The organism is Neorhodopirellula pilleata, from assembly GCF_007859915.1.
GTDB classification, from domain to species: Bacteria; Planctomycetota; Planctomycetia; order Pirellulales; family Pirellulaceae; genus Rhodopirellula; species Rhodopirellula pilleata.
The window spans coordinates 428920-448596 of sequence record NZ_SJPM01000002.1; the positions used below are offsets into that span (position 1 = coordinate 428920).

Genomic DNA, 19677 nt, shown 5'->3' on the forward strand with positions numbered 1-19677 from the left:
GTCGTGTTGAGCTCGACTGACTAAGGAAGTTGGTCACGAGATTGGTTGAGTTGTTCGAGCGATCGCGACTTCACCATCGCCTTGCCGCTTACATGCTCCGCATGTACTTCCAAAGATTTCCAAGTGACCTTGGTCTCGCCCGCTCTGGTCGCCTCGATGCCCAACCCGATGCCGCCGATCCGTGTTGGACCTTTGGGAGCAGGTTCGATATGAAACAGCCGGAAGTAAGTGGAATCATTGGCGGCGAATAGAAAATGCAATTGATCGCCGCGACGAATGAAGCGAAGCCGTCCTCCGCTCGACGCTTCACTGGTCAATTTGGGGAACTCGTAAACACGTTGTCCGTCACGCGAATAGAAGTAACCGGCTTGGATCATTTGTTGACCAAGCTCTTTTTTGGCAAATCGCGAGAACTTTCGATACATGCGATAATCGGTGTTGTTTTCGGAAAAGCCGAGCATCAATTTGATGTTTCCATCGCCTCCCGAGGCGGTCGATGCTCCAAAGTCCTCGAAGTCCGCAATCACATCAAAATCGCCGTCGATCTGCAAGTCAGGCGTGATCGTGTAGTGAACATAATTGCCACCCGGCCGCACCAATCGAATCCCACTGGGAAGCTGTGTCAGGTTTTCTTTCCAACCCTCGCCCATGATCGCAAAGATGTCCAGCGGTAGACCATCAGCAAAGGAATGGCGAAAGGTATGCTTCATTTCCGATCCCGCCAATATCTGCTCCAACGTCGGATCGGTAAGCCGTTGCTTCCTGACGGCTTCGAGTTCCTTCCGCCATCCGCCGCTCCAGCGAAGGTTTCGCACTAAGGCTTCGGTTTGGTCGCAGTAATGAAACAATCCGAACACGCGAGGAAAAACGTCGGTCAGGAGTGTTTCATAGATCGGTTCGGAATTGAGAGTGAATCGGATCCGGTCACCGCGAATGGCAATTTCCATTTGGTTCCACTGGCCGCTGCGCAGCGGCGAACCGTCGAGTGAGAGACCCGTGCCTAGTGGTGGCTGCGGATGTTTTCCCAGACGCTCTTCGACACCATCGGTCAGATCGTGAGTTGCGATCTGGCCATCAGGATTGAGCACGAAAGCTTGGTTCCCGATCGCCGGATGAACGCCATGCGAACCGGTTCGATAGTAGAACTCGTACGAGAACGTTGCGTCTTCGAGTATGGGTCGATGGTATCGAAGCAGCCGTTCGCAATAACTGCCCGCGATCAGGTCGCGTTGTTTTCCTCTTAGAACGAATGTCGAATTCTTTTCCGATTTCTGCTTCGGTTCCTCGTAGTCTGCCGTTTCCATCGACTGCCAATCGGCATCGTCGCCTTCGACTGATCCGTAATACGCGTCCCAGCCGAGCAACCGTTCGTCGGCCAGCAGATCGATCGAATCGGGAATCAGCGGCTCACCGAGGATGCGGAGATTTCTTACCCAGCCGTGGGTGTACCAATCGCTGAAGATCGTCAACCACGGATCCGACACGGAAACGGCAGTCTGATTGACTCGGCGGCCATTGATCAAGGTAGTCACGGTATCGTCACGCACCTCCAAACGTACTCGCATCGAATCAGTGATCTCGTCCAGCGGCGGTGATAAGTTCAACGTCGAGTGATCGCGAGCAAAATGACCGCGCATGAGCGTTTTGTGATCATAGGTGGGGCCGGTCCAAGTACCGCCATACCCCAGTTGAGTTTCGTGGTAGTTGAACGCACTGACGATCGCCTCGACTGCGAAATCACCCGTTAAAGGTATATCGAACATCAGAAAGTCTCGATCACTCGGCGACATTTTTGACGCTTGACCCTGCGTCAACCGCCACAACGCCGCCGGGTAACCCTGCCCGGACATTGCCACCGTGCTGCGCGAGACGGCATGCCAGCGTCCTGCGGTCGTCGAGGATGACGCCGTGTCGGTAACGCCGACTTCACCCGCGGCAGCTTGCAGTCGGTAGTGCGTGGCAAAGCTGTGCCGTTTCCAAAGTTCGTTGAGCGGTGAGCCCCCGATGCGTGCTAACTCATAGCAACGCATTGCCAACGCCATGCTCGGTTCACGCAATGTCGCATTGGGGCTCGTTTTCCAAACCAAGGCGAGAATTCCGCCTATCGAATGTTGGACCTGTTGCTTCTTTTCCAGCACGTCGGAGAGGGCGAACATCTGCTCAGTTGCTTGGTCCGGTTGCCGCCGTGCGATGGCCAATAGAGACTTGAGTATCAACGCATCCGTATCCGAGTTCACTGGATTTTTCGCTCGATTCTCCAACAGCGTTTCGATTTCTGACAGACGATCCAGTTGTGCCGCAACGTCGACTAGAGATACGGCGGGAGCCAATAATACCGGCGGCCGGAAAGCGGACAGAACCGTCGGATCGTCCTGCGACGCGAGTGTCGGAAAGCGTATTGCCAATTGAGCAGCACGGGATGCCGGCCAGGTTCGAGGGGCCGCGACCGCTTCAATGCGGATCCAATCCGATTCCGGCGGAAACACGTTGTCCCGCAACCGCACGAACTGGTCGCCGGCGGGCAACTCGTCAAGTCGTTGATAGAACGCCAACGTGTTGAGCAGCGATTCGTTCCCGATAATCCATTGTGCTGCGGCCGAATCGCTGCGCAGCGACTCGGCGAGGCAGCATGGCCGTGGGCCAACGGCCGCCAAGATCACCAGAAACAAAAATAAAAGAACGTTCCGCCCCGCGACGAAACGGCGAAAGATAACGTGCGTTTTTCGGTCGGCAGGATAGGAGAGCATGAGCACGATGCTACTAGTGTTTTGTTCCAACGTTAAGTTCGGGTTGGCGTATCGTGGCACGGCGGTCCCCGCCGTGGTTCACGGTGGGGACCACCGTGCCACGATGATAGGCACCCTAAAATCAAGTTGGAACAGAACACTAGCGTTGATAAATTGGCAGCAACCCGTAAGCCGGTGTGAGGGCTAAAACCGCCAACGAGGTGCTGTAGGTGGAACCGAATCGGCGTTCGTTCGCACCGCCGGGTGGCCAAGCACCCTCGTCGGTTTGTTCCTTCAATAAACCAGCCGCGATTTGAGGGAATATCTGTTCCCAGGCTTCACCGCCGACTTGGGCCATTGCTTGGCTGCTGTAGTAGGTCGCCAAGTAATAATAATTGTTCTGCCACGGATTGGGGTACTCGCGACTGCGGAACCAGCGGATCGAAGTGGCGACGCCCTCGTGCCGGTGGCGGCCTCCCAGGATCAGCGTCAACGTGGCCGATGCGGTGTTGGCCAACGTGATTTGCGGTTCGGTTTGCGAGGCATGGGGTCGATAGCGAAAGACACCCTTCTCGTGCTGCCCCGGATCGGGTTCGTAGCAAAGCTGGACGAAGTCGAGTCCTTCGTCGAAGTACTGTTTCGGGACATTGAACTCGGCGTTGCGAGCCGAACGCAGGAACATCAAGGCCCAGCCCGTGACTGACATGTCCGACGCCGCTTCGGGGCTTTCCGGATAGCCGTAACGCCAACCACCGATGTCCGATTTCTTCCCCTTGGTTCGCGATTGCACTTCGCGATGAAACGCCAGCGCCCGTAACAACGCTTGCTCGATCTGTTGCGATCGTTCACCGGAACACATGCCGTAGACTTCACCCAACATCAAACCAGCGATCGAATGGTTGTAGATCACCGTTTGCGAAGGGTTCAGATGCTCGACCGGTGGCAACACAGGCAACAACGAGAAATAGCCACGGCGTCGCTGGGTGCTGAGCACGAAGTCGATGGCCCTTGATATTGTTACGCCGTAGCGACCTTGATCGGGTAAGTGTCCGCGAGCCAAGAACGCCATCACGCCCATCGCGGTTACCGCCGGTTGTCCGGCTTCGTCACTGGGGAAGCGGCCGTCTTCGGCTTGCTGGCTGGCCAGCCATTGCAGTCCACGGTCGACCGACGTTTCGACGCGAGCCCAATCGCTGGCGGGGAGCGCAGCACTCAGATTCGTACTCGTTTCGATGATGCCGCTTGGGTTTGATGAAGTTGTTTCTTGAGCGAAGATGGGAGGACGTGGGATGAGAAAAAGCAAGATCAGCAGACTCAAGAACTTCCGGCGTGAAGGATGCCCAGGAATCGTGCTCGTAATCGCACTCGTGCTCAATGAAATGGTGCTCGTACTCGTACTCGATTCGATTGCGTTTCGATCGATTACGAGCACCGGCTGCGCCTGAGCACGAGCACGAGTACGAGTAAGAGCACGAGGATCACTAAAGCCGTGAGAATGAGCGTCTTGAAGCACCATCACTCATCCACCGTTGGCAAGAGTTCACGAATCTGGTCTTGGTATTGTTCGATCGCTTTGCGATACGCTTCGGGCGGCCGGTTGCCACGTGTTTGCCAGAGGCCGTCGTCGAGCGTCGAAAGCAAGCGGTTCCATTGTTCATCGGGAATCGATTCGCCAGCCGCCATCGCTCGCATCAACTCATTGGCTTGGTCGGCTTGGACCACACGATCCCAAGCTTGTTGCGCGGACTGATCGCCGTCGGGAGCATCGAGCAATCGGCGGAGATCTTCAGCTACTTTCTCCAGTCGCTCGCGTTGCTCGCGCGGCAACTGGGAATCTTGTTGCTGCTTTTCGATTTCGGCCAGCGTCTTCGTCAGGCGGTCTTGAGCTTCTTTGGCGGCTTCGCGTTGTTGCTGCTCTTCGGGTGATAGTTCTTTGGGTTCGGGCTTGTCGGCTCGATCTTCTGGCTTCTTCGGTTTGCCCTGTTCGCCGTCCGCGTCGCTTTCTTTCCGCTGCATCTTCATCGCTTGCCGAGCACGCTCGCCCGCCGCATTGGCCGACATGGCTAAAGCGCCAAGCGGGGATTGTTGCCACAGCATCGTATCGGCTCGAATTCGCAAATTGGAGCGGCGGTTTGGAATGCCCAGTTGTGCCGCGATGTTCGGTTCGCGTTCTAATTGGGCCAGGAAGGCGTCCAAGGTTGGGTCTTGCAAGTCGGCGATGTTGGGATCATTGGGATCGTTCTCGTCCAAACGCTCAACGACCGCGCGGCGGATTTGATCGAACAAAGCCTCCGCTTCGGACAGTCGATCGGATGCCAACTGTTGTTGTTCCGAAGCGGGTTCCAAACGACCTTGTCCCGACCGGAACGAGGCTGCGAGTTGGTTGAAGGTGATCGATTCCATCAAACGATGCAGCGTCCGAATCATGTCTTTGATTTCCCCCGGCAAGTCTGTGTCGAGGATGCGTTGGAACTGAGCGACCAGGTCGCTTTCCATTTCCAGCATGCTGACTCGTAGTAATTGCGTCGTGATCGCCAATCGATGCTGCTCGGTTTCGACCAAGGCGGGATACGAATCCGAAGCGATGCTGTTACTCAGATTCATCCACAACGCGGCTTGGTCGGCGACGGCGCGAGATTCTTGAATGCGTGATTCGACGTATTGATTGATCCCTTCATTGCCGTTGTTTTCAAACTGCAACCGATCCAACAAGGCGAACAATCGTTCGCACTGAAGGACCAGGGAACTCGCGTTGCCGCGAAGTTGATTCGGATCTTTGGCCTTTCCGTATTCGGCGGCCACATCATCGGCATCCATCCGTATCGTTCGGGCGGCGGATGCGATTTGCTTGGTCTGAGCGATGATTTCAGCGGGCGTCCCGGCAGCCAACTCGACATCCAACGGCATCTGTTTCTCAACACGTTCGGCCAGTTCGGAGGCGTCTTTGGCCAAGTCATCTGCGGCGGCGAGACGCAACTCAATGATCACCATCCACAGATCGGCACGCTGCGAGTCATCAATTTGCAGCCAGTTGAGCGTCTCTTCGGTCATGTCAAATTGACGCTGTGCGATTTCGGTCAATTGATCCCTCAAGGAAGCCTGCCGTCGTTTGGTGAGTTCCATGTAGCGAGACAGAAGTCGCGGATCATCGCCGAGCATCTGGGCGAACTCATCCATCATTTCACGGCGAAGCTTGATCACTTCGGCTAGGCGATCCAAGTAGGCTTGATCGACTTCGATGATTCCCATCTTGCGGTCCAGCGGATTGAGGTTCTGCCGTGCTTCTCGCATCAACTGACGACGCTTTTGGACGTACACCTCGTACATCGTGACCGCTTCGTCCATTTCCTCTTCGAGCTTCTTTTCCTGTTCGACGCGGTCATAGCGTTTCAACAAAGCGGCCAGCAGTTCGCGAGCACGCAACACGTGCTGCAGCCCCATCTTGGCATCGACATCGCTCGCGCCCGGTCGTTGGCTGCCGGCGAAGACTCGGTCGCGTGCCGGCGTGATGTGCGTGCGAGTGATGTCAACCATTTGCAGACCGACGAAGGCGAATTGATTTTCCTTAGTCTGTTCCCGCAGATCGGCAACAAAGGTTTCGACATTGCCGAGCCCCGCGTCGAGGCGGCGGAGCTGTTCACCACGATCCGCATCGGCGATCATTCCGTCGACCAGCTTCTGCAATCCCATTTCGATTTCCGTCAGCATTCGATCGATCTCGACGACCGATTCACGGATCGTTTGGTCGTCGCCAGGTCGGTCTTCGGCGTCGGCGAGCGCGGAGAGTGTTGCTGTGATCTTCAATCGTCGACGCCCGGTCAACGTGTTCTGTCCCTGGCGACTTCGCTGGCCCGTTAGCATCGGTGATGCATTGCGCACGTGGCGGCGACTTTCAGTCGCCGTTTCAGGACTTGGCGACTGAATGTCGCCACTACGATCGGGGCTGGCGGTTTTTGATTGCTGCGTGCCGTTGGAACTGGAAATGTTTTGCGATTGCGGCGATTGCGAAACGTTGGCCAGCGACGATTGCGAACGGGCCAACGGATTATCGGTGGCCGAAGGCCTTGTCTCGGCCGTTTCGGATTGCATCGCCGGTTTACTGGTCTTTTGTGATGTCGCCACGTTTTCAGCCGAAGCGGCCTGAGACATATCGACCGATTCGGATGCTTCGCCGCCAGCCTGAGCTGATGGCAGTGCTTGACTGTGTGAGCCGACGGCGTTAGCAGCGGGCTGCGGGTCGTTGGGGTTGGTGGCTTCGATGCCCGTGGCTAGCGCCATCGGCTCACTTTTCGTCTGGCCGTCGCCCGATTCCTGCGCTGTCACTTTGTCAGACGGAGATTGATTGTGTGAGCCGACGGCGTTAGCTGCGGGCTGCGGGTCGTTGGGGTTGGTGGCTTCGATGCCCGTGGCTAGCGCCATCGGCTCACTTTTCGTCTGGCCGTCGCCCGATTCCTGCGCTGTCACTTTGTCAGACGGAGATTGATTGTGTGAGCCGACGGCGTTAGCTGCGGGCTGTGGGTCGTTGGGGTTAGCGGCTTCGATGCCCGTGGCTATCGCCATCGGCTCACTTTTCGTCTGGCCGTCGCCCGATTCCTGCGCTGTCACTTTGTCAGACGGAGATTGATTGTGTGTGCCGACGGCGTTAGCCGCGGGCTGTGGGTCGTTGGGGTTGGCGGCTGCGATGCCCGTGGCTAGCGCCATCGGCTCAGTTTTCGTCAGTCCGTCGCCCGATTCCTGCGCTGTCACTTTGTCAGACGGGAATGGATTGGCTAGTGCTTCGGGATCAGCAGCCGAAGCGTTCAACGGCGAGCGATTGGTCGCGTCGGCTTCACGCTCCGCCAACGCCGTCTGCGGCGTTGCTTCCCGATCGTCGCTCAAGCGGACGTTGCGGTTGTCGGTGACACGCACGGCGTAGCTGATCTGTTGGCCTTCGGTCAAACCTAGCTCTTTCAGATCGAGCGTGGTCTTTCCCATCACATGACGTTGCATCGTTTGCTCATCCAGCGAGATCGGCTGCACTTTCAAGACCTTGGCATTGCCTTCGGTGTCCCGCTGCGATTCGTCGTAAATGACCAACTCGGCCGTCGCAATTCCATGGTCGTCGTGGGCTTCGAATTCGATGTCGATCGTGGCGTCTTCGGCGACCGCCATCTCGTCGGTTGGCTTGATGACGCGGGCGACCGGTGCCTTGTCGGCGATCACGTCGATTCGAGTAAACTGTCGCCGTCGGTTCTCCAGTCCATGGGTGCTGAGCAGCTTGGGCTGCAACAAAACGTCTTCGACCAACTGCATTTCGAAGTGGTACCAGTTGTCCGCATCGGCGGTCAAAAGGTGTTCGACCGTCTCGGTTGATTCTTGACTCGAAACGGTTGCCGAAGGAGACGCATTCGGATGAACCAGTGACAGCACACAGCTTTCCAGCCGCTCGACCGGCTTGATCGACAAACGCAAGACACTTCCTTGGACGACTTTCATCCGACGCGGAAACCCATCCCGCTGGACACTTTCGCGATCGGTGTACTCTGGGAATTCGATCGTTAGCCGGACCTCTTCCAGTTCGGGATAATCGATCACTTGCAGTTGATGCCAAGGCGTTTGAGCATCTCCGGCCCGGACGCGATACGACATCGATTCGTCGACGCGAAGGGAATGAGTGAACTGGTCGTTGGTCGTTTCATTGGGCCGCAATTGAACATCTTGCACACGACCGTCGGGATAGCCGATTGTGAGCGTTGCCGTTGATCGAGGGACGCCCTGCATTCGAATGATCAGTTCGAGCGATTCCCCGCGTGGAACCATTTGGTCGCCCGTTACGCTATCTAACTGCGTCGCAGTGATCAACGATGCGGGGGATAAGAAACGTCGCATCAATACCGACGTTTGTTGCGGAGCAATCGCGAACATTGCCGCGATGCATCCGGCTCCCACCGCAGCCGTTGCAACCGCCGGGCGTAGTGACACAGGAGGCCCCACCCGACGCGGCTGAACGATTCGTTCCATCGCGATCGCTTCGCTGGTGACCTGCGCCGCCATGGCTCGTTCGATCGGCGACCACTGCGAAACGTCCCGCGATGACAGGCTGGTCACGGTCGACCAACGTTCTTCCAATTCGGGGACGTCATGGTCAACAGCGTCGGCGGCGCGTGCCCAATGCAACGCGCGGCGAACCGGTCCGATCCCCAGTCGGCAGGCAACACCGATCGCTGCGGCTGCCGTCGCTGCGGTTAATGACATCCGCAGCCAAGTGGGAGCGAACGGATACAACCAATCGATCCCCATGGCGGCGAACATCAGCAACAGACCGACGCCACAGGCGAAGGCCAAAGCGAACGCCAGCGAGGTCGCCGCGTGACGCCAGCGAACCCATTGCAGTTTGCCTTTGATCGCCGAGGGGAAACGATGTGGGGATAACGTGGTCGACATGGCTATGAAAGTCCTCTCCATTTGCGGATGATCCATTCCGTTTGTAAGCATCCAAAGATCAGCCACAGGTACCGCCAACGCGACCACAATGGTTCACGCTGGATACTGTGCGTCACGACCGGTTGCAGGTCGGTCAGTGCTAAGATTTCGTCAACGGCCGTCGGCGGCAAAACCTGCCCGCCGGTCGCCTGGGCGACTTGGTTGGCCAAGACTCGATTGGTTCGCGTATCAACCAACTCCGCCGGCAAGTCGGCTTGAACGGTGAAGGTCGCGATCGCTTCTTCGAATCGGCCCTCCGCAGATGCTTGTTCGCTCGACAACAACATCTCGATCAGGTTGCCGGCCGGTTGAGCTTGATAGACGCCCGGCGAAAGCTCACGAATGTCGGCACGGTAATGTCCCGGTCGATCCGCATCGTGCGCCAGCGGCACGGTTCGCAGTTGGTCGCCGACGGTCAAACGCAGATGCAACGTATCGGTGTCGGGTTGCTCCTGAATGACGGGATCTCCATCGGCGTCCAGCAGAGCGACTTCGACATCGACCGATTGATCGGTTTCGTACAGCGACTTGGCCGTTCGAATGCGAACCATCTTGCTGCCAGATGACATGTCCGCAGCGATCGCCCACCGCATCAGTTGACCCCAAAACCGGTAATGCAAACGGTCACCGCGCAGGAATCGCAAACGATATGTATCCGGACCGGACAAATAGATCACTCGACCGCGACCGACCGGTTGCCAGCACAGAAAACTCGACTGGGTCAATCGCGGATCCGACATCACCAACGTTTGATTGCGGGGAACGGCGGAGATCAGACTTTGCGCCGTCGGCAAGGGAGTTCGCCAACGCGAAACTTGATCAAGCGGCGAGAACTGATTGACGAACTCCCACGCACTTCGCGTTGCCTGTTCGGTTTCGCCGATCATCAACGCCGCATGGGATTTGCCCGCCTCGGTAACTTCAAACGCGAACTGGCCCGGCGACTCGAGCGCCGAATCGATGGGACGCACCGGGACGATGTCGTGCAGCGGATGATCGACGTACGCCTGCGGCATCGATTGCTGGCCGGCGATCAGGATCACCGTGCCGCTGCGTGTTCGCAGATACTGCAATAACGATTCCTGTGACGCGACGGGCAGGTGTTCGATTGGTAAATCGCCAAGGATCACGACGTCGTAATGATCCCACTGATCGACCGATACGGGAAACGATTGTGTCGCTTGCCGCTGGCCGGTCGCGATCATCCGTGGCCGGAAAAGCAACTCATCCAACTCGACCTTCGGATCGCGACGAAACAATTGAGCGAGGTAGCGGTATTCCCACCGCGGCAGTTCGTCGGCCAACAAGACTTTGATATCGCTGCGGGTGACGTTGATTTCGATTTCGTCAAAGTTGTTCTCGTTGGTCATTTCGCCGCTGAGCGGTTGAACGGCGATCTGAAAGGCTGCCGTCCCGATTTCCGAAACGCGTTGTTCGAACTGCACGCTTCGTGTTTCCGCGTTCGATTCGATCAGCACGTTGCGAAAATCAACGACCTCGCCGCCACGCAACAACTGAACCGTGCAGCGTTCGCCGGCGCATTGATAAATGCCCAGATGCGCTTCAATGACCACATCGTCGTTTCGCATCGCGACCGTCGGCGCCGACACGGAAACCAAGTCGATGTCTCGTAGCCGCAGTTCATTGCCGATCGGGACGACGTAGACCGGCACCGAACCCAACTGCGTCGCCACGTCGGTCGGTTTGCGGCCGGCGGCTTCGTTGTGCGCGACGTCGGACAGCACGAACGTCGCCGCAATCGGTTGATCGCGATGCATTTGATCGACGTGTTGCAAGGCGGATGTCAAGTTCGTCTGAGTGGCGAGTTGTTCGCGATCGGCAAGCGTTGCTAAATAGGGAATCGCTTCTTGACTGTCGCGGAAGTTGCGTGTCGCTTGATCAAACACGCACCAACGCAGATCCGCAGTCTCGCGAATCCCAGACGCAGAAGATTGCTCGAATTGCTCTAAGAAGCTCGCCACGCGTTCGCTGCGTGACTTGCCGACAAAGCGAGCCATCGCGGAGGCGTCTTCGGAATCACTCGATGGTGGGAGTTGCTGCAATTGATCGGCCAACTCGCGAAAGACGCGCGAGGTAGTGGCGACGCGACCGATCCAGTCGGGCAACGCTTCGCGCCAACCGGCCTCCTTTGGCGTGCGACCGCTTTGCAGCATGTCGACCAGCTCGCCCAGCGAATCAAACTCGGGGCTGACGAGTAATCCGTTCAATCGGTTCAACAGCGATTCGCTGGTCGACTCGGGGGCCGCCGCCCACTGCGAAGACCGGTCACGCAGTCCGTCCAGATGCGTCTGACACCGTAAGATCGCTTGATTGGCAACGCCTAAATGTTCGGCAACGAGCGTTTCGGCACCGTGCTGCTGCATCGCATCGACGGCACCGGACAGTTCACGATGCGCGATCCCAAGAGCGGCGATCGAACGGTCCGCCAACTCGATCGGCTGGCGCTCGTCACTTGGTTGCTGTTCACTTGGTTGCTGTTCACTTGGTTGCTGTTCACCGGATGCAAACGAGGCCCAGCGCCCATCGTCGGCCGTGCCGGCGGGATCGACCGTCGTCATGCTGGCGCTCGCGTCGGTCACCAGCACCACCGCTTTGCGAGTCGTCGTCGATTTCTCCAACACGCTCGTCGGAGCCAACAGCATCCAGAACGCGCCGGTAAACGCCGCGATTCGCAATCCAAAAAACAACGCCGTGGTTCGCCGGCCGAGGATCGCACGTTCACGCAGCAATGCCCAAATCAAGATCGCCGCACACGCCAATCCCAACAACACCACAAACTCGGTGTGAAAGGGGTGATCGAGCGACAGAAACTCATTTGTTTCGGTTTCGGTTGCGTTCATCGCTTAACGCACCTCCACTGAAGCTGACGTAGGCGGCTTTGGCGTTTCGTCACGTAGCGTAGACGCAGTCGTGACGAACGACTCGGCTTTCAGTGGCGAGGCCCCGATCTCGGAAAATTCGGGAACTCCCGCCGAGCCAAACCGTTCACGAGCCATCATTCCCGACAGGGCCAACTCGCCGGTGATCAAGGCGATCAATCCGATCAGCAAGTAGGGCCAGATCGGATCGGCTTGCGTCGAACTGGCCTGTGCCAATCGTTCCGCTGGAGGTTCCGCCGTTAGAATCCCTTCGATTCGCTGCCAAGCTGCCGAATCGAGTGCGGTTAAGTCGGACTCTTCCGGCGAACGCATCACTTGATAAGGAACGACGCGATCGGCCAAACCGATTTCCAATTGATACGCTCCGGGAAGCCGTGTGCGACTGGAGCGAAACTCCATCGCCTCCTCACGCGGTTGAGCGGTCAATTCAATCGATTCACTTAGCGGCGTTCGCAGCAAACCGGTCGGAGCCTCTTCGATCGGTGTCGAACCGTTCCACTGTGCTCCTATTTCCGAATGCGATCCTGTATCCGATTCCGCCACGCGGTAAACGATCGGTTGGCCCGGTTCGAGGTTGTATTGTGTTGCCCGTGGCTCGGCCAGATATTCGATCCAATCGCGAACCATCACCACAAACGATTGCGTTCGGGCAAGATCGCTCCACTGCAGCCGCAACGGCACCGCTTGGACGATCACTCGCCCCGTTCCAATAAAGTTTTCAGCCGCCAACGGCGATCCGTCGTTCAAACGAATCAGCACCGACAATCCTTCCGCATCGTCATTGGTTGCGAATCGAAAGTGTCGCCGGATCTGCGTGTCCGCTAAATCCAATTGGTTGTTGTCGGCCAGTTGTTTCGTCGCCGGGTGATCGCTACGAAACGGGTCGATACGCGTTTGATGATCGGGATCGACCAACGCCTCGCTGTCGGTATCCGTATCCGCGGCAACTCCGTCGACGATGCGATCGATCCGCAGCGGAGCCAAACCGCTGGCGTCGGCGAACAGATGATGATTAAAGAAATCAATGTCGGTGCGCGGTCCCAGACCGATCCATAACCCGCCGCCTTCGCTGACGAATTCCGTCAACACACGCACCGAATCTTCGGACAGACGTGTCAGGTTGGGAATCACGACCACGCGTTGCTTGCTCAGGTCCATCGTCGGCAACACATCGGGCGTCACCAGAGTGGGAACATAAATCGACGATGCATCGAGAGGTTGATTGTTGATCCATCCCAAGGCGGCTTGCACGAAGTAGCCGTCCTGTTGCATTTCCGCCAGTTCCATCGCGCCTTCGACGATCACGATCGGGATGCGATCGACGACCTCGACGACAAAGCTGGCTGTGTTATCAGCGGGCAAGTCATCGTCGCGATCGATTCGGCAACTGATCCGGTAGGTTCCCGTTGCGGCAAACGCATGTTTCCAATTCGCCTCCGAGGTTTGCTCGCCTTCGATCGTTTCGAGCGTTTGACGACTTTGTTCTTGGCCATCGATCTGCCAAACCAACTCGCCCGAACCGATCGATTGCGAGCCATAGTTGTGCAGCGTTGCTGTCGCCGTGACAGGCCAATCGACACCGACAACCGAACGATCGATGGCAACGCGATCAATTCCCAGATTGCCCAAACCCGGTGAGGATGCGACTTGGTCTAAACGCACCGTATCGATGTGAGTGCGAACAAGCGTCTCTTGCAAAACCTCTTGCAATCGCTTCCAACCCGCTTCGTCGTCCATTCGCCAGTCGGCGGCTTGTCCGTCGGTCATCACCACGATTCGCCGCGAGTTGACTGCGGATTCGTTTTCGACCTGCGCCGCTGTGAACAACGCCGCCAACAAATCGCTACGGCCTTGGGTCGCGGCCAGCTCGTCGAGTTGTTTGGTGATCCGCGTGCGATCGCGGTGATCGTCGCGTACCGTGCCCGCTTCGGCCCAGGTCGGATAGGGAGCCGTCGTCAGAATCCGCACGTCTTCGTTCTTGGGCAGTTCCTCGATGATTTTCGCAGCCCGCTGCACGGCGGTTTCGATCATCGTTCCGGTGGATGTTTTGCGAGACATCGACATCGAATTGTCGATCACCAAAATCGTTTCACCGCGATCGATGCCGCCCAAATAGCCCGCCGGCAACAACGGTCGGGCGAGTGCGAAGATCAACGCCGCGATCGCCAAACAACGCAGCAACAACAGCAGCCACTGTTTCAGCCGCCGCGCACTGGTCTTTCGCGCCGACGCTTCGACCAGGAACTGCATCGCGCCCCACTCGATCACCTCGTTGCGTCGGCGATCAAACAGATGCAGCAACAGTGGCGCCGCGACCAGGGGCAACGCGAACAGAAAACCGATTCCGATGAAGCTCATGTGCGGCTGCCTCCTTTGCGAGCCATCCGGTTTCGCAAAAACCAGCCCAACGCATCACCCAGGTCGGTCGCCGTCGTCAATCGCACGTAGTCGCCACCCAATCCGACGACCAGATCCTCCAGTTCGGCCACGAACTTCTGGACACGCTGAAGGTATTGTTGGCGAACCGCTGGTGGATCCAAATGCAGACGCTGGGCCGAGCTTTCGAGCGATTGAAACGCCGACCAACGCCGGAAATCGAACGATAACTCCTCCGGTGCTAGAACATGCATCACGACGACGTCATGGCCCCGAGCCCGCACGATCCGCAGTGCGGTGGCAAGTTCTTGCAAGTCGCCGAAACAATCCGAGAGCAAGACGAACAAACCACGTCGACGTTGCCTGGCGATGCAGTGCTGGATCTGGCCGCTCAGGCCTCCGGCCCCTTCGGCATCGGCCGCTTGCAACGTCGCCAAGATGGCTCGCAAGTGCGCGGCGTGCTGTTTGGCGGGGACAAACTTGGCGGCCGACTCATTTAAAACCGTCAATCCGACCGCGTCGCGTTGATGCAATAACAATCTCGCCAAACAAGCCGCAGCCCGTTTGGCGAAGTCCAGCTTGCTGATCGTCGACAAACCAAACTTCATCGATCCGCTAGCGTCGATGGCCAGCATCGCGTGCAGATTCGTTTCCTCTTCGAATTGACGAATGAAGTAGCGATCGTTGCGGGCGTAAACTTGCCAGTCGATCTGTCGGATTTCATCGCCCGGTGCGTACTGACGGTGTTGAGCGAATTCGCAACATCCGCCTTTGGTCGTCGAGCGATGCTTTCCGGCCAGCAACCCGTCGACGACGGTCCGCGACAGGAACTCCAAATTGCCGATCTGGTCCATGACGACCGGATCGACCAAGTCGGCATACGCATGCGATCGGGAATCGCTGGGCGAAGCCGAAGGCTGAATGTTGGAGCGGCGGAAGAGCTTGAGCATGAACGCAATTCAAAGGGGTGAAGGATTCTGAACGTGGCGTCGACTTTCAGTCGACGTTTCAGGTCTTGGCGACTGAAAGTCGCCACCACTAAGAGGCGACCGGCTTGTTCTTCAATGACGGCGTTTGCTGGATCATCTTTTCCAGCACCGAGTCCGCATCGACGCCCGCCGCTTCGGCATTGAACGTCAAGATGATCCGGTGCCTGAGAACAGGAGGAGCGACCGCGATCAAATCTTCGGTCGTCGCGTGGCAACGACGATGTAGCAGCGCTCTCGCTTTGGCCGCCATCAACAACGAGATCGTCGCCCGTGGTCCGGCACCCCACTGGACCATGTTCTGCAATTCCTTGGACATTATCCCTTCTTCGGGACGCGTGCCGCGGACCAAATCCAATGCCGCCGCGTAGACGTGATCGGAGACGACCACGCTGCGCACCAACGATTGCATCTGGTGGATTTGTTCTTCGTTCAAAACCGTTTTGGTCTGAAACGCGTAATCGGTCGTTTGACGCCGAGCGATCTCCAACTCTTCTTCACGCGACGGATAACGAACGTGAATTTTTAAAAGAAAACGATCCAGTTGAGCTTCGGGGAGCGGATAGGTTCCTTCGGTTTCGACCGGGTTCTGCGTCGCGAGAACAAAGAACGGGTCGGGCAACCGATACGTTTTGCCACAAACGGTTAATTGTCGCTCCTGCATCGCTTCCAACAACGCACTTTGTGTTTTCGGCGGTGTGCGGTTGATTTCGTCCGCCAGGATCACGTTGCCGAACAGTGGGCCTTCGACGAATCGAAAGATTCGCTTGCCGGTCGTGTGGTCTTCTTCCAAAACTTCGGTACCGGTAATGTCGCCAGGCATCAGGTCGGGCGTGAACTGAACGCGGCGGAACGTCATTTCGGTCAGCGATGCCAGCGTCGACACCAGCATCGTTTTGGCCAGCCCCGGCATGCCTTGCAGAATGCAATGACCGCGGCACAGGATGCCGATCAACAACTGTTCGGCGACCGCATGTTGGCCGACGATGACACCGGCCAATTGCGTGCGCAGTTCGTTGAGCTGATCGTGCAATTGATCGACCGCCGCCGCCACATCGACCGGCTTGTCATTGACGTGATTGAGGGGGCCATTTTGGCTCGGTTTGGCGATTTCATCGAGTCGGTTGGTCATCGGGGATTCCGTATTTAGTTGTCGGATTGCTGTTCAAAGTTGTTTGCTTCGCTGGCGCTGACCAGCGAGTCGCCATCGGCGTCCAATGCCAAGAACTGTTCGTCGGTGCCGGGAAACTCACCGCGTGTCAAGTCGTTGTCTCGGTTGCGGTCCATGCGAGTAAACCATTCGGGACCGCTGACACTTTCGGTGACGATAACCGATCTTGAAGCTCGCACGTTTGCAAGTTCTTGATGCACGATTGGCCCAAGCCCGATGCAGACGCGAATGGGTGATAAGCATTCTTGCGAGGTCAACGATCGATCATCGTCGCGATCTTTGGCTCGCAGTCGCTCGGTCAACGTTCGACGTTCGCGGATGGTGAAGCGACCATCGTCGTTGGGGTCGAGTTCAGGCAACAGCGGGTAACCGTCGACGACCGCACCGATCGCGATTTGTCCCGAGTGGTTTTGCAAGTCGGTCTCTTGAATCGCGGACAAGTGAATCATCAATGGACCGATCGAGATATCGACGCCATCGCCATCACCGCGAACGTCGGCCTTTCTTTCCGGATGGATTTCGGTCACGTGCAATTTGGATCCACCGGCATCGGCCGAAAGGAAGGCGACAGTCACGCAAATATCAGGAGATTGGTTGGTCAGCGAATCGACTTCGTCCGCATCGATCCTTCCGTTCTGATTCTTGTCGAGAACGGCAAGTGAGCGATACAGTTCAGCGTCCTGTTCTGAAATGCCGCCGACATCGGATAACAACCAGAACAACGGCCCCGGCGCATCGGTCGCGACGGTGGGATCACGCAACTTGTCGGCAGCACCGGATAGCTCCAACACATCGACAATGCCGTCGCGATTGACGTCGCAACGTCCGAACGATTCGTCCACCGCTTCGAGTTCATCTTTGGCAATAACACCGTCGCCGTCTCGGTCCAGAATTGTGAAGACCGGCCGTTGATCGGCCCGAAAACTTTGATAGTACGGATGAAGCAGCAACAGCGTGGGACCATCGGTCCAGTGTGTCATCAACCAACCTGCCTCCGGTTCTTCTAATTGTTCACCGATCGCGTCGGCGTATCGACGCATCAGTTCGGCGGAGTTGCTGGTCAAGCTGTAAACCGGTTCGGTTGCGGGTGTCACCGGTTCGCTCTCGGGTTCGGGATCGTCTGGCTCGGGCTCCGTTTCATTGGTCTTTGTTTCGTCCGCTTCGGCACCGAGTTCTTTGGGAGCAACGACTTCAACTTCGACCGACTCATCACTGGTTGGCTCTTCATCAACTGGCTCAGTGTCAAGAATGGGTTGTTGCAAATCGGGATCGGAAGCAGGCGATTCCCTTGACGCCGCCAACTGAGTTGCCGCCTGAGAATCACGAACGGCTGAAAACGGTTCGCCGTCGATGAGAATGGTTGCTTCCAGAAGCAGCGGACGACCGACCGAATCGAGAATCGCCGGATCGGTCAAAAGAAAGCAAACCGTTCCCTCGGTAACTTGTGATTGCAGCAACGCGTCGGCGCGTTGGTAGCCGATCCGGTATTGAGGAAAGCGTTCGGCGGGCAACGTCGGTGGCGGTGACGCGAGAGCCATCATGACTGGCATCGCATCGGTTTGCTGCATCGTCGGCGTGCTGCGATCGAGTCTCTTGACCGCAACAGTCACGATCGGCGCAGCGTCGTTCTCTTCCGCGTTTGCGATCGCACAGACGATTCCCATTAGCAGGATCGGCGTGACCATTCGGTTCACAGGAGCCACTGGCATGCTCATACCAAAATCTCCTCGATGACGCGACCTTCGGCAATCGGAATCGGTCGACCACTGGGAGCCATGTTGCTCGGCGCACTGCCCAAGCCGATCGCCTTGCAGAGGGTGCTGAGCAAATCCTGAACGCCGATTTTACCATCGACGACTTCGTTTCCGTCGGCGCTCGTTGCACCGTAAGCCTGTCCCCCCGCTATGCCGCCACCGGCCAAGACACTCGTCCAGGCGGCCGGGAAATGATCACGGCCGGCGGTGGGATTGATCGTCGGCGTGCGTCCGAACTCGCCCATCCAAAGGATCGTCGTCGATTCAAGTAAGCCGTGGCTTTCCAAATCTTGCATCAACGTGCCCCAGCCGTCATCGAGAATCTTGGACAGATCCTTCACCGCATTAAAATTGTCGGTATGCGTGTCCCAGCCGACCGAGGTGCTGCCGGTTCCCAGCGAGACTTCGACAAACGGAACGCCGCGCTGGATCAATCGCCGCGCCATCAGGCAGCCTTGGCCGAACACATTCTTTCCGTAAGCTTCGCGAAGTTTTTCCGGTTCACTAGAAAGGTCAAACGCCTTCGCGTCTTCGCTGTTCATCAGCCGCACGGCTCCTTCATAAACCTCGTTGTGCATTCCCGCCGCGCCCGACTGACGCGTGGCCACGAATTGTGACTGCAACCGTCGCCACATTTGCAAACGCTGATCCATCCGCTCGGGCGAGATGCCGTCGGCGCGATCCAAGTATTGGACTTTCAAATTCGGAAAGCCAGCTTCGTCGTTGGTCACCGCGCCGGGAACATCGGTCGCACCGACGAACAACGGCCCGAAACGCGGACCCAAGAAACCGGGGCTGAACGCTTCTTGGTTGAACGCTCGGTAGGTGCCGATGCTGACGTTGGTCGGCAGGGTCAGTGCGTCGCCGCCGAGTTGCTTGCCGAGTGCCGAACCGATGCAAGGATACTGGATCGGCCCCATCGGCTTCTGACCGGTTCGCATCAAGTAGGTTCCACGGCCGTGGTCACCTTCCTTCGTCGATAGCCCTCGCATCACCGCCAACTTGTCGGCCATCGAACCGAGCTTGGGCAGGTGTTCGCTGAACCGTAAACCGGGTGCCGCCGTTTGGACTTCTTTGAACTCGCCGCCGTTTTCATGGTTGGGCTTCATGTCAAACGTGTCGGTTTGCGTCGGTCCACCGCTCATCCACAATAGGATGCAGTGTCGTCGACGCTTGGGATCGGCTGCGGCGGCTTGCGCTAACGCGGGAAACCAGCCGCTGGCGCTGACGGTTCCAAAACCGGCTGCCATCGATTGCAGAAAGCGTCGTCGTGAGGGTTGAGCAAACATATCTGTCACTTTC

At 57.5% G+C, this 19677-nt stretch carries 9 protein-coding genes; all 9 read right to left on the reverse strand.

The window, feature by feature from the left end:
- Window positions 1-20: 20 nt before the first annotated feature.
- Complete coding sequence (locus Pla100_RS06720) at window positions 21-2747, reverse strand: DUF1583 domain-containing protein (RefSeq protein WP_146576912.1); 2727 nt, start codon at window positions 2745-2747, stop codon at window positions 21-23.
- 139 nt (window positions 2748-2886) lie between these two features.
- Window positions 2887-4044, reverse strand: a complete 1158-nt coding sequence (locus Pla100_RS06725) for a prenyltransferase/squalene oxidase repeat-containing protein (RefSeq protein WP_231602786.1) — start codon at window positions 4042-4044, stop codon at window positions 2887-2889.
- Between the two features lie 197 nt (window positions 4045-4241).
- The gene (locus Pla100_RS06730) at window positions 4242-9149 is read right to left on the reverse strand and encodes a hypothetical protein (protein ID WP_231602787.1); all 4908 of its coding nucleotides are present in this window, start codon (window positions 9147-9149) and stop codon (window positions 4242-4244) included.
- Window positions 9150-9151: 2 nt separating this feature from the next.
- Entirely contained in the window at window positions 9152-12049 is a 2898-nt protein-coding gene (locus tag Pla100_RS06735) for a hypothetical protein (protein ID WP_146576913.1), read from the reverse strand.
- A 3-nt stretch (window positions 12050-12052) separates the two neighbouring features.
- The gene (locus tag Pla100_RS06740; RefSeq protein WP_146576914.1) at window positions 12053-14446 is read right to left on the reverse strand and encodes a BatA domain-containing protein; all 2394 of its coding nucleotides are present in this window, start codon (window positions 14444-14446) and stop codon (window positions 12053-12055) included.
- Window positions 14443-15414, reverse strand: a complete 972-nt coding sequence (locus tag Pla100_RS06745; protein WP_146576915.1) for a DUF58 domain-containing protein — start codon at window positions 15412-15414, stop codon at window positions 14443-14445. The genes Pla100_RS06740 and Pla100_RS06745 overlap by 4 nt, the downstream gene beginning before the upstream one ends.
- Before the next feature lie 88 nt (window positions 15415-15502).
- Complete coding sequence (locus Pla100_RS06750) at window positions 15503-16582, reverse strand: AAA family ATPase (RefSeq protein ID WP_146576916.1); 1080 nt, start codon at window positions 16580-16582, stop codon at window positions 15503-15505.
- 14 nt (window positions 16583-16596) lie between these two features.
- Window positions 16597-18336: an EF-hand domain-containing protein gene (locus tag Pla100_RS06755; RefSeq protein WP_146576917.1), complete on the reverse strand. Its 1740-nt coding sequence runs from the start codon at window positions 18334-18336 to the stop codon at window positions 16597-16599.
- The gene (locus Pla100_RS06760) at window positions 18333-19664 is read right to left on the reverse strand and encodes a DUF1501 domain-containing protein (protein WP_146576918.1); all 1332 of its coding nucleotides are present in this window, start codon (window positions 19662-19664) and stop codon (window positions 18333-18335) included. Before Pla100_RS06760 ends, Pla100_RS06755 begins: the two co-directional genes overlap by 4 nt.
- Between the last annotated feature and the right edge of the window lie 13 nt (window positions 19665-19677).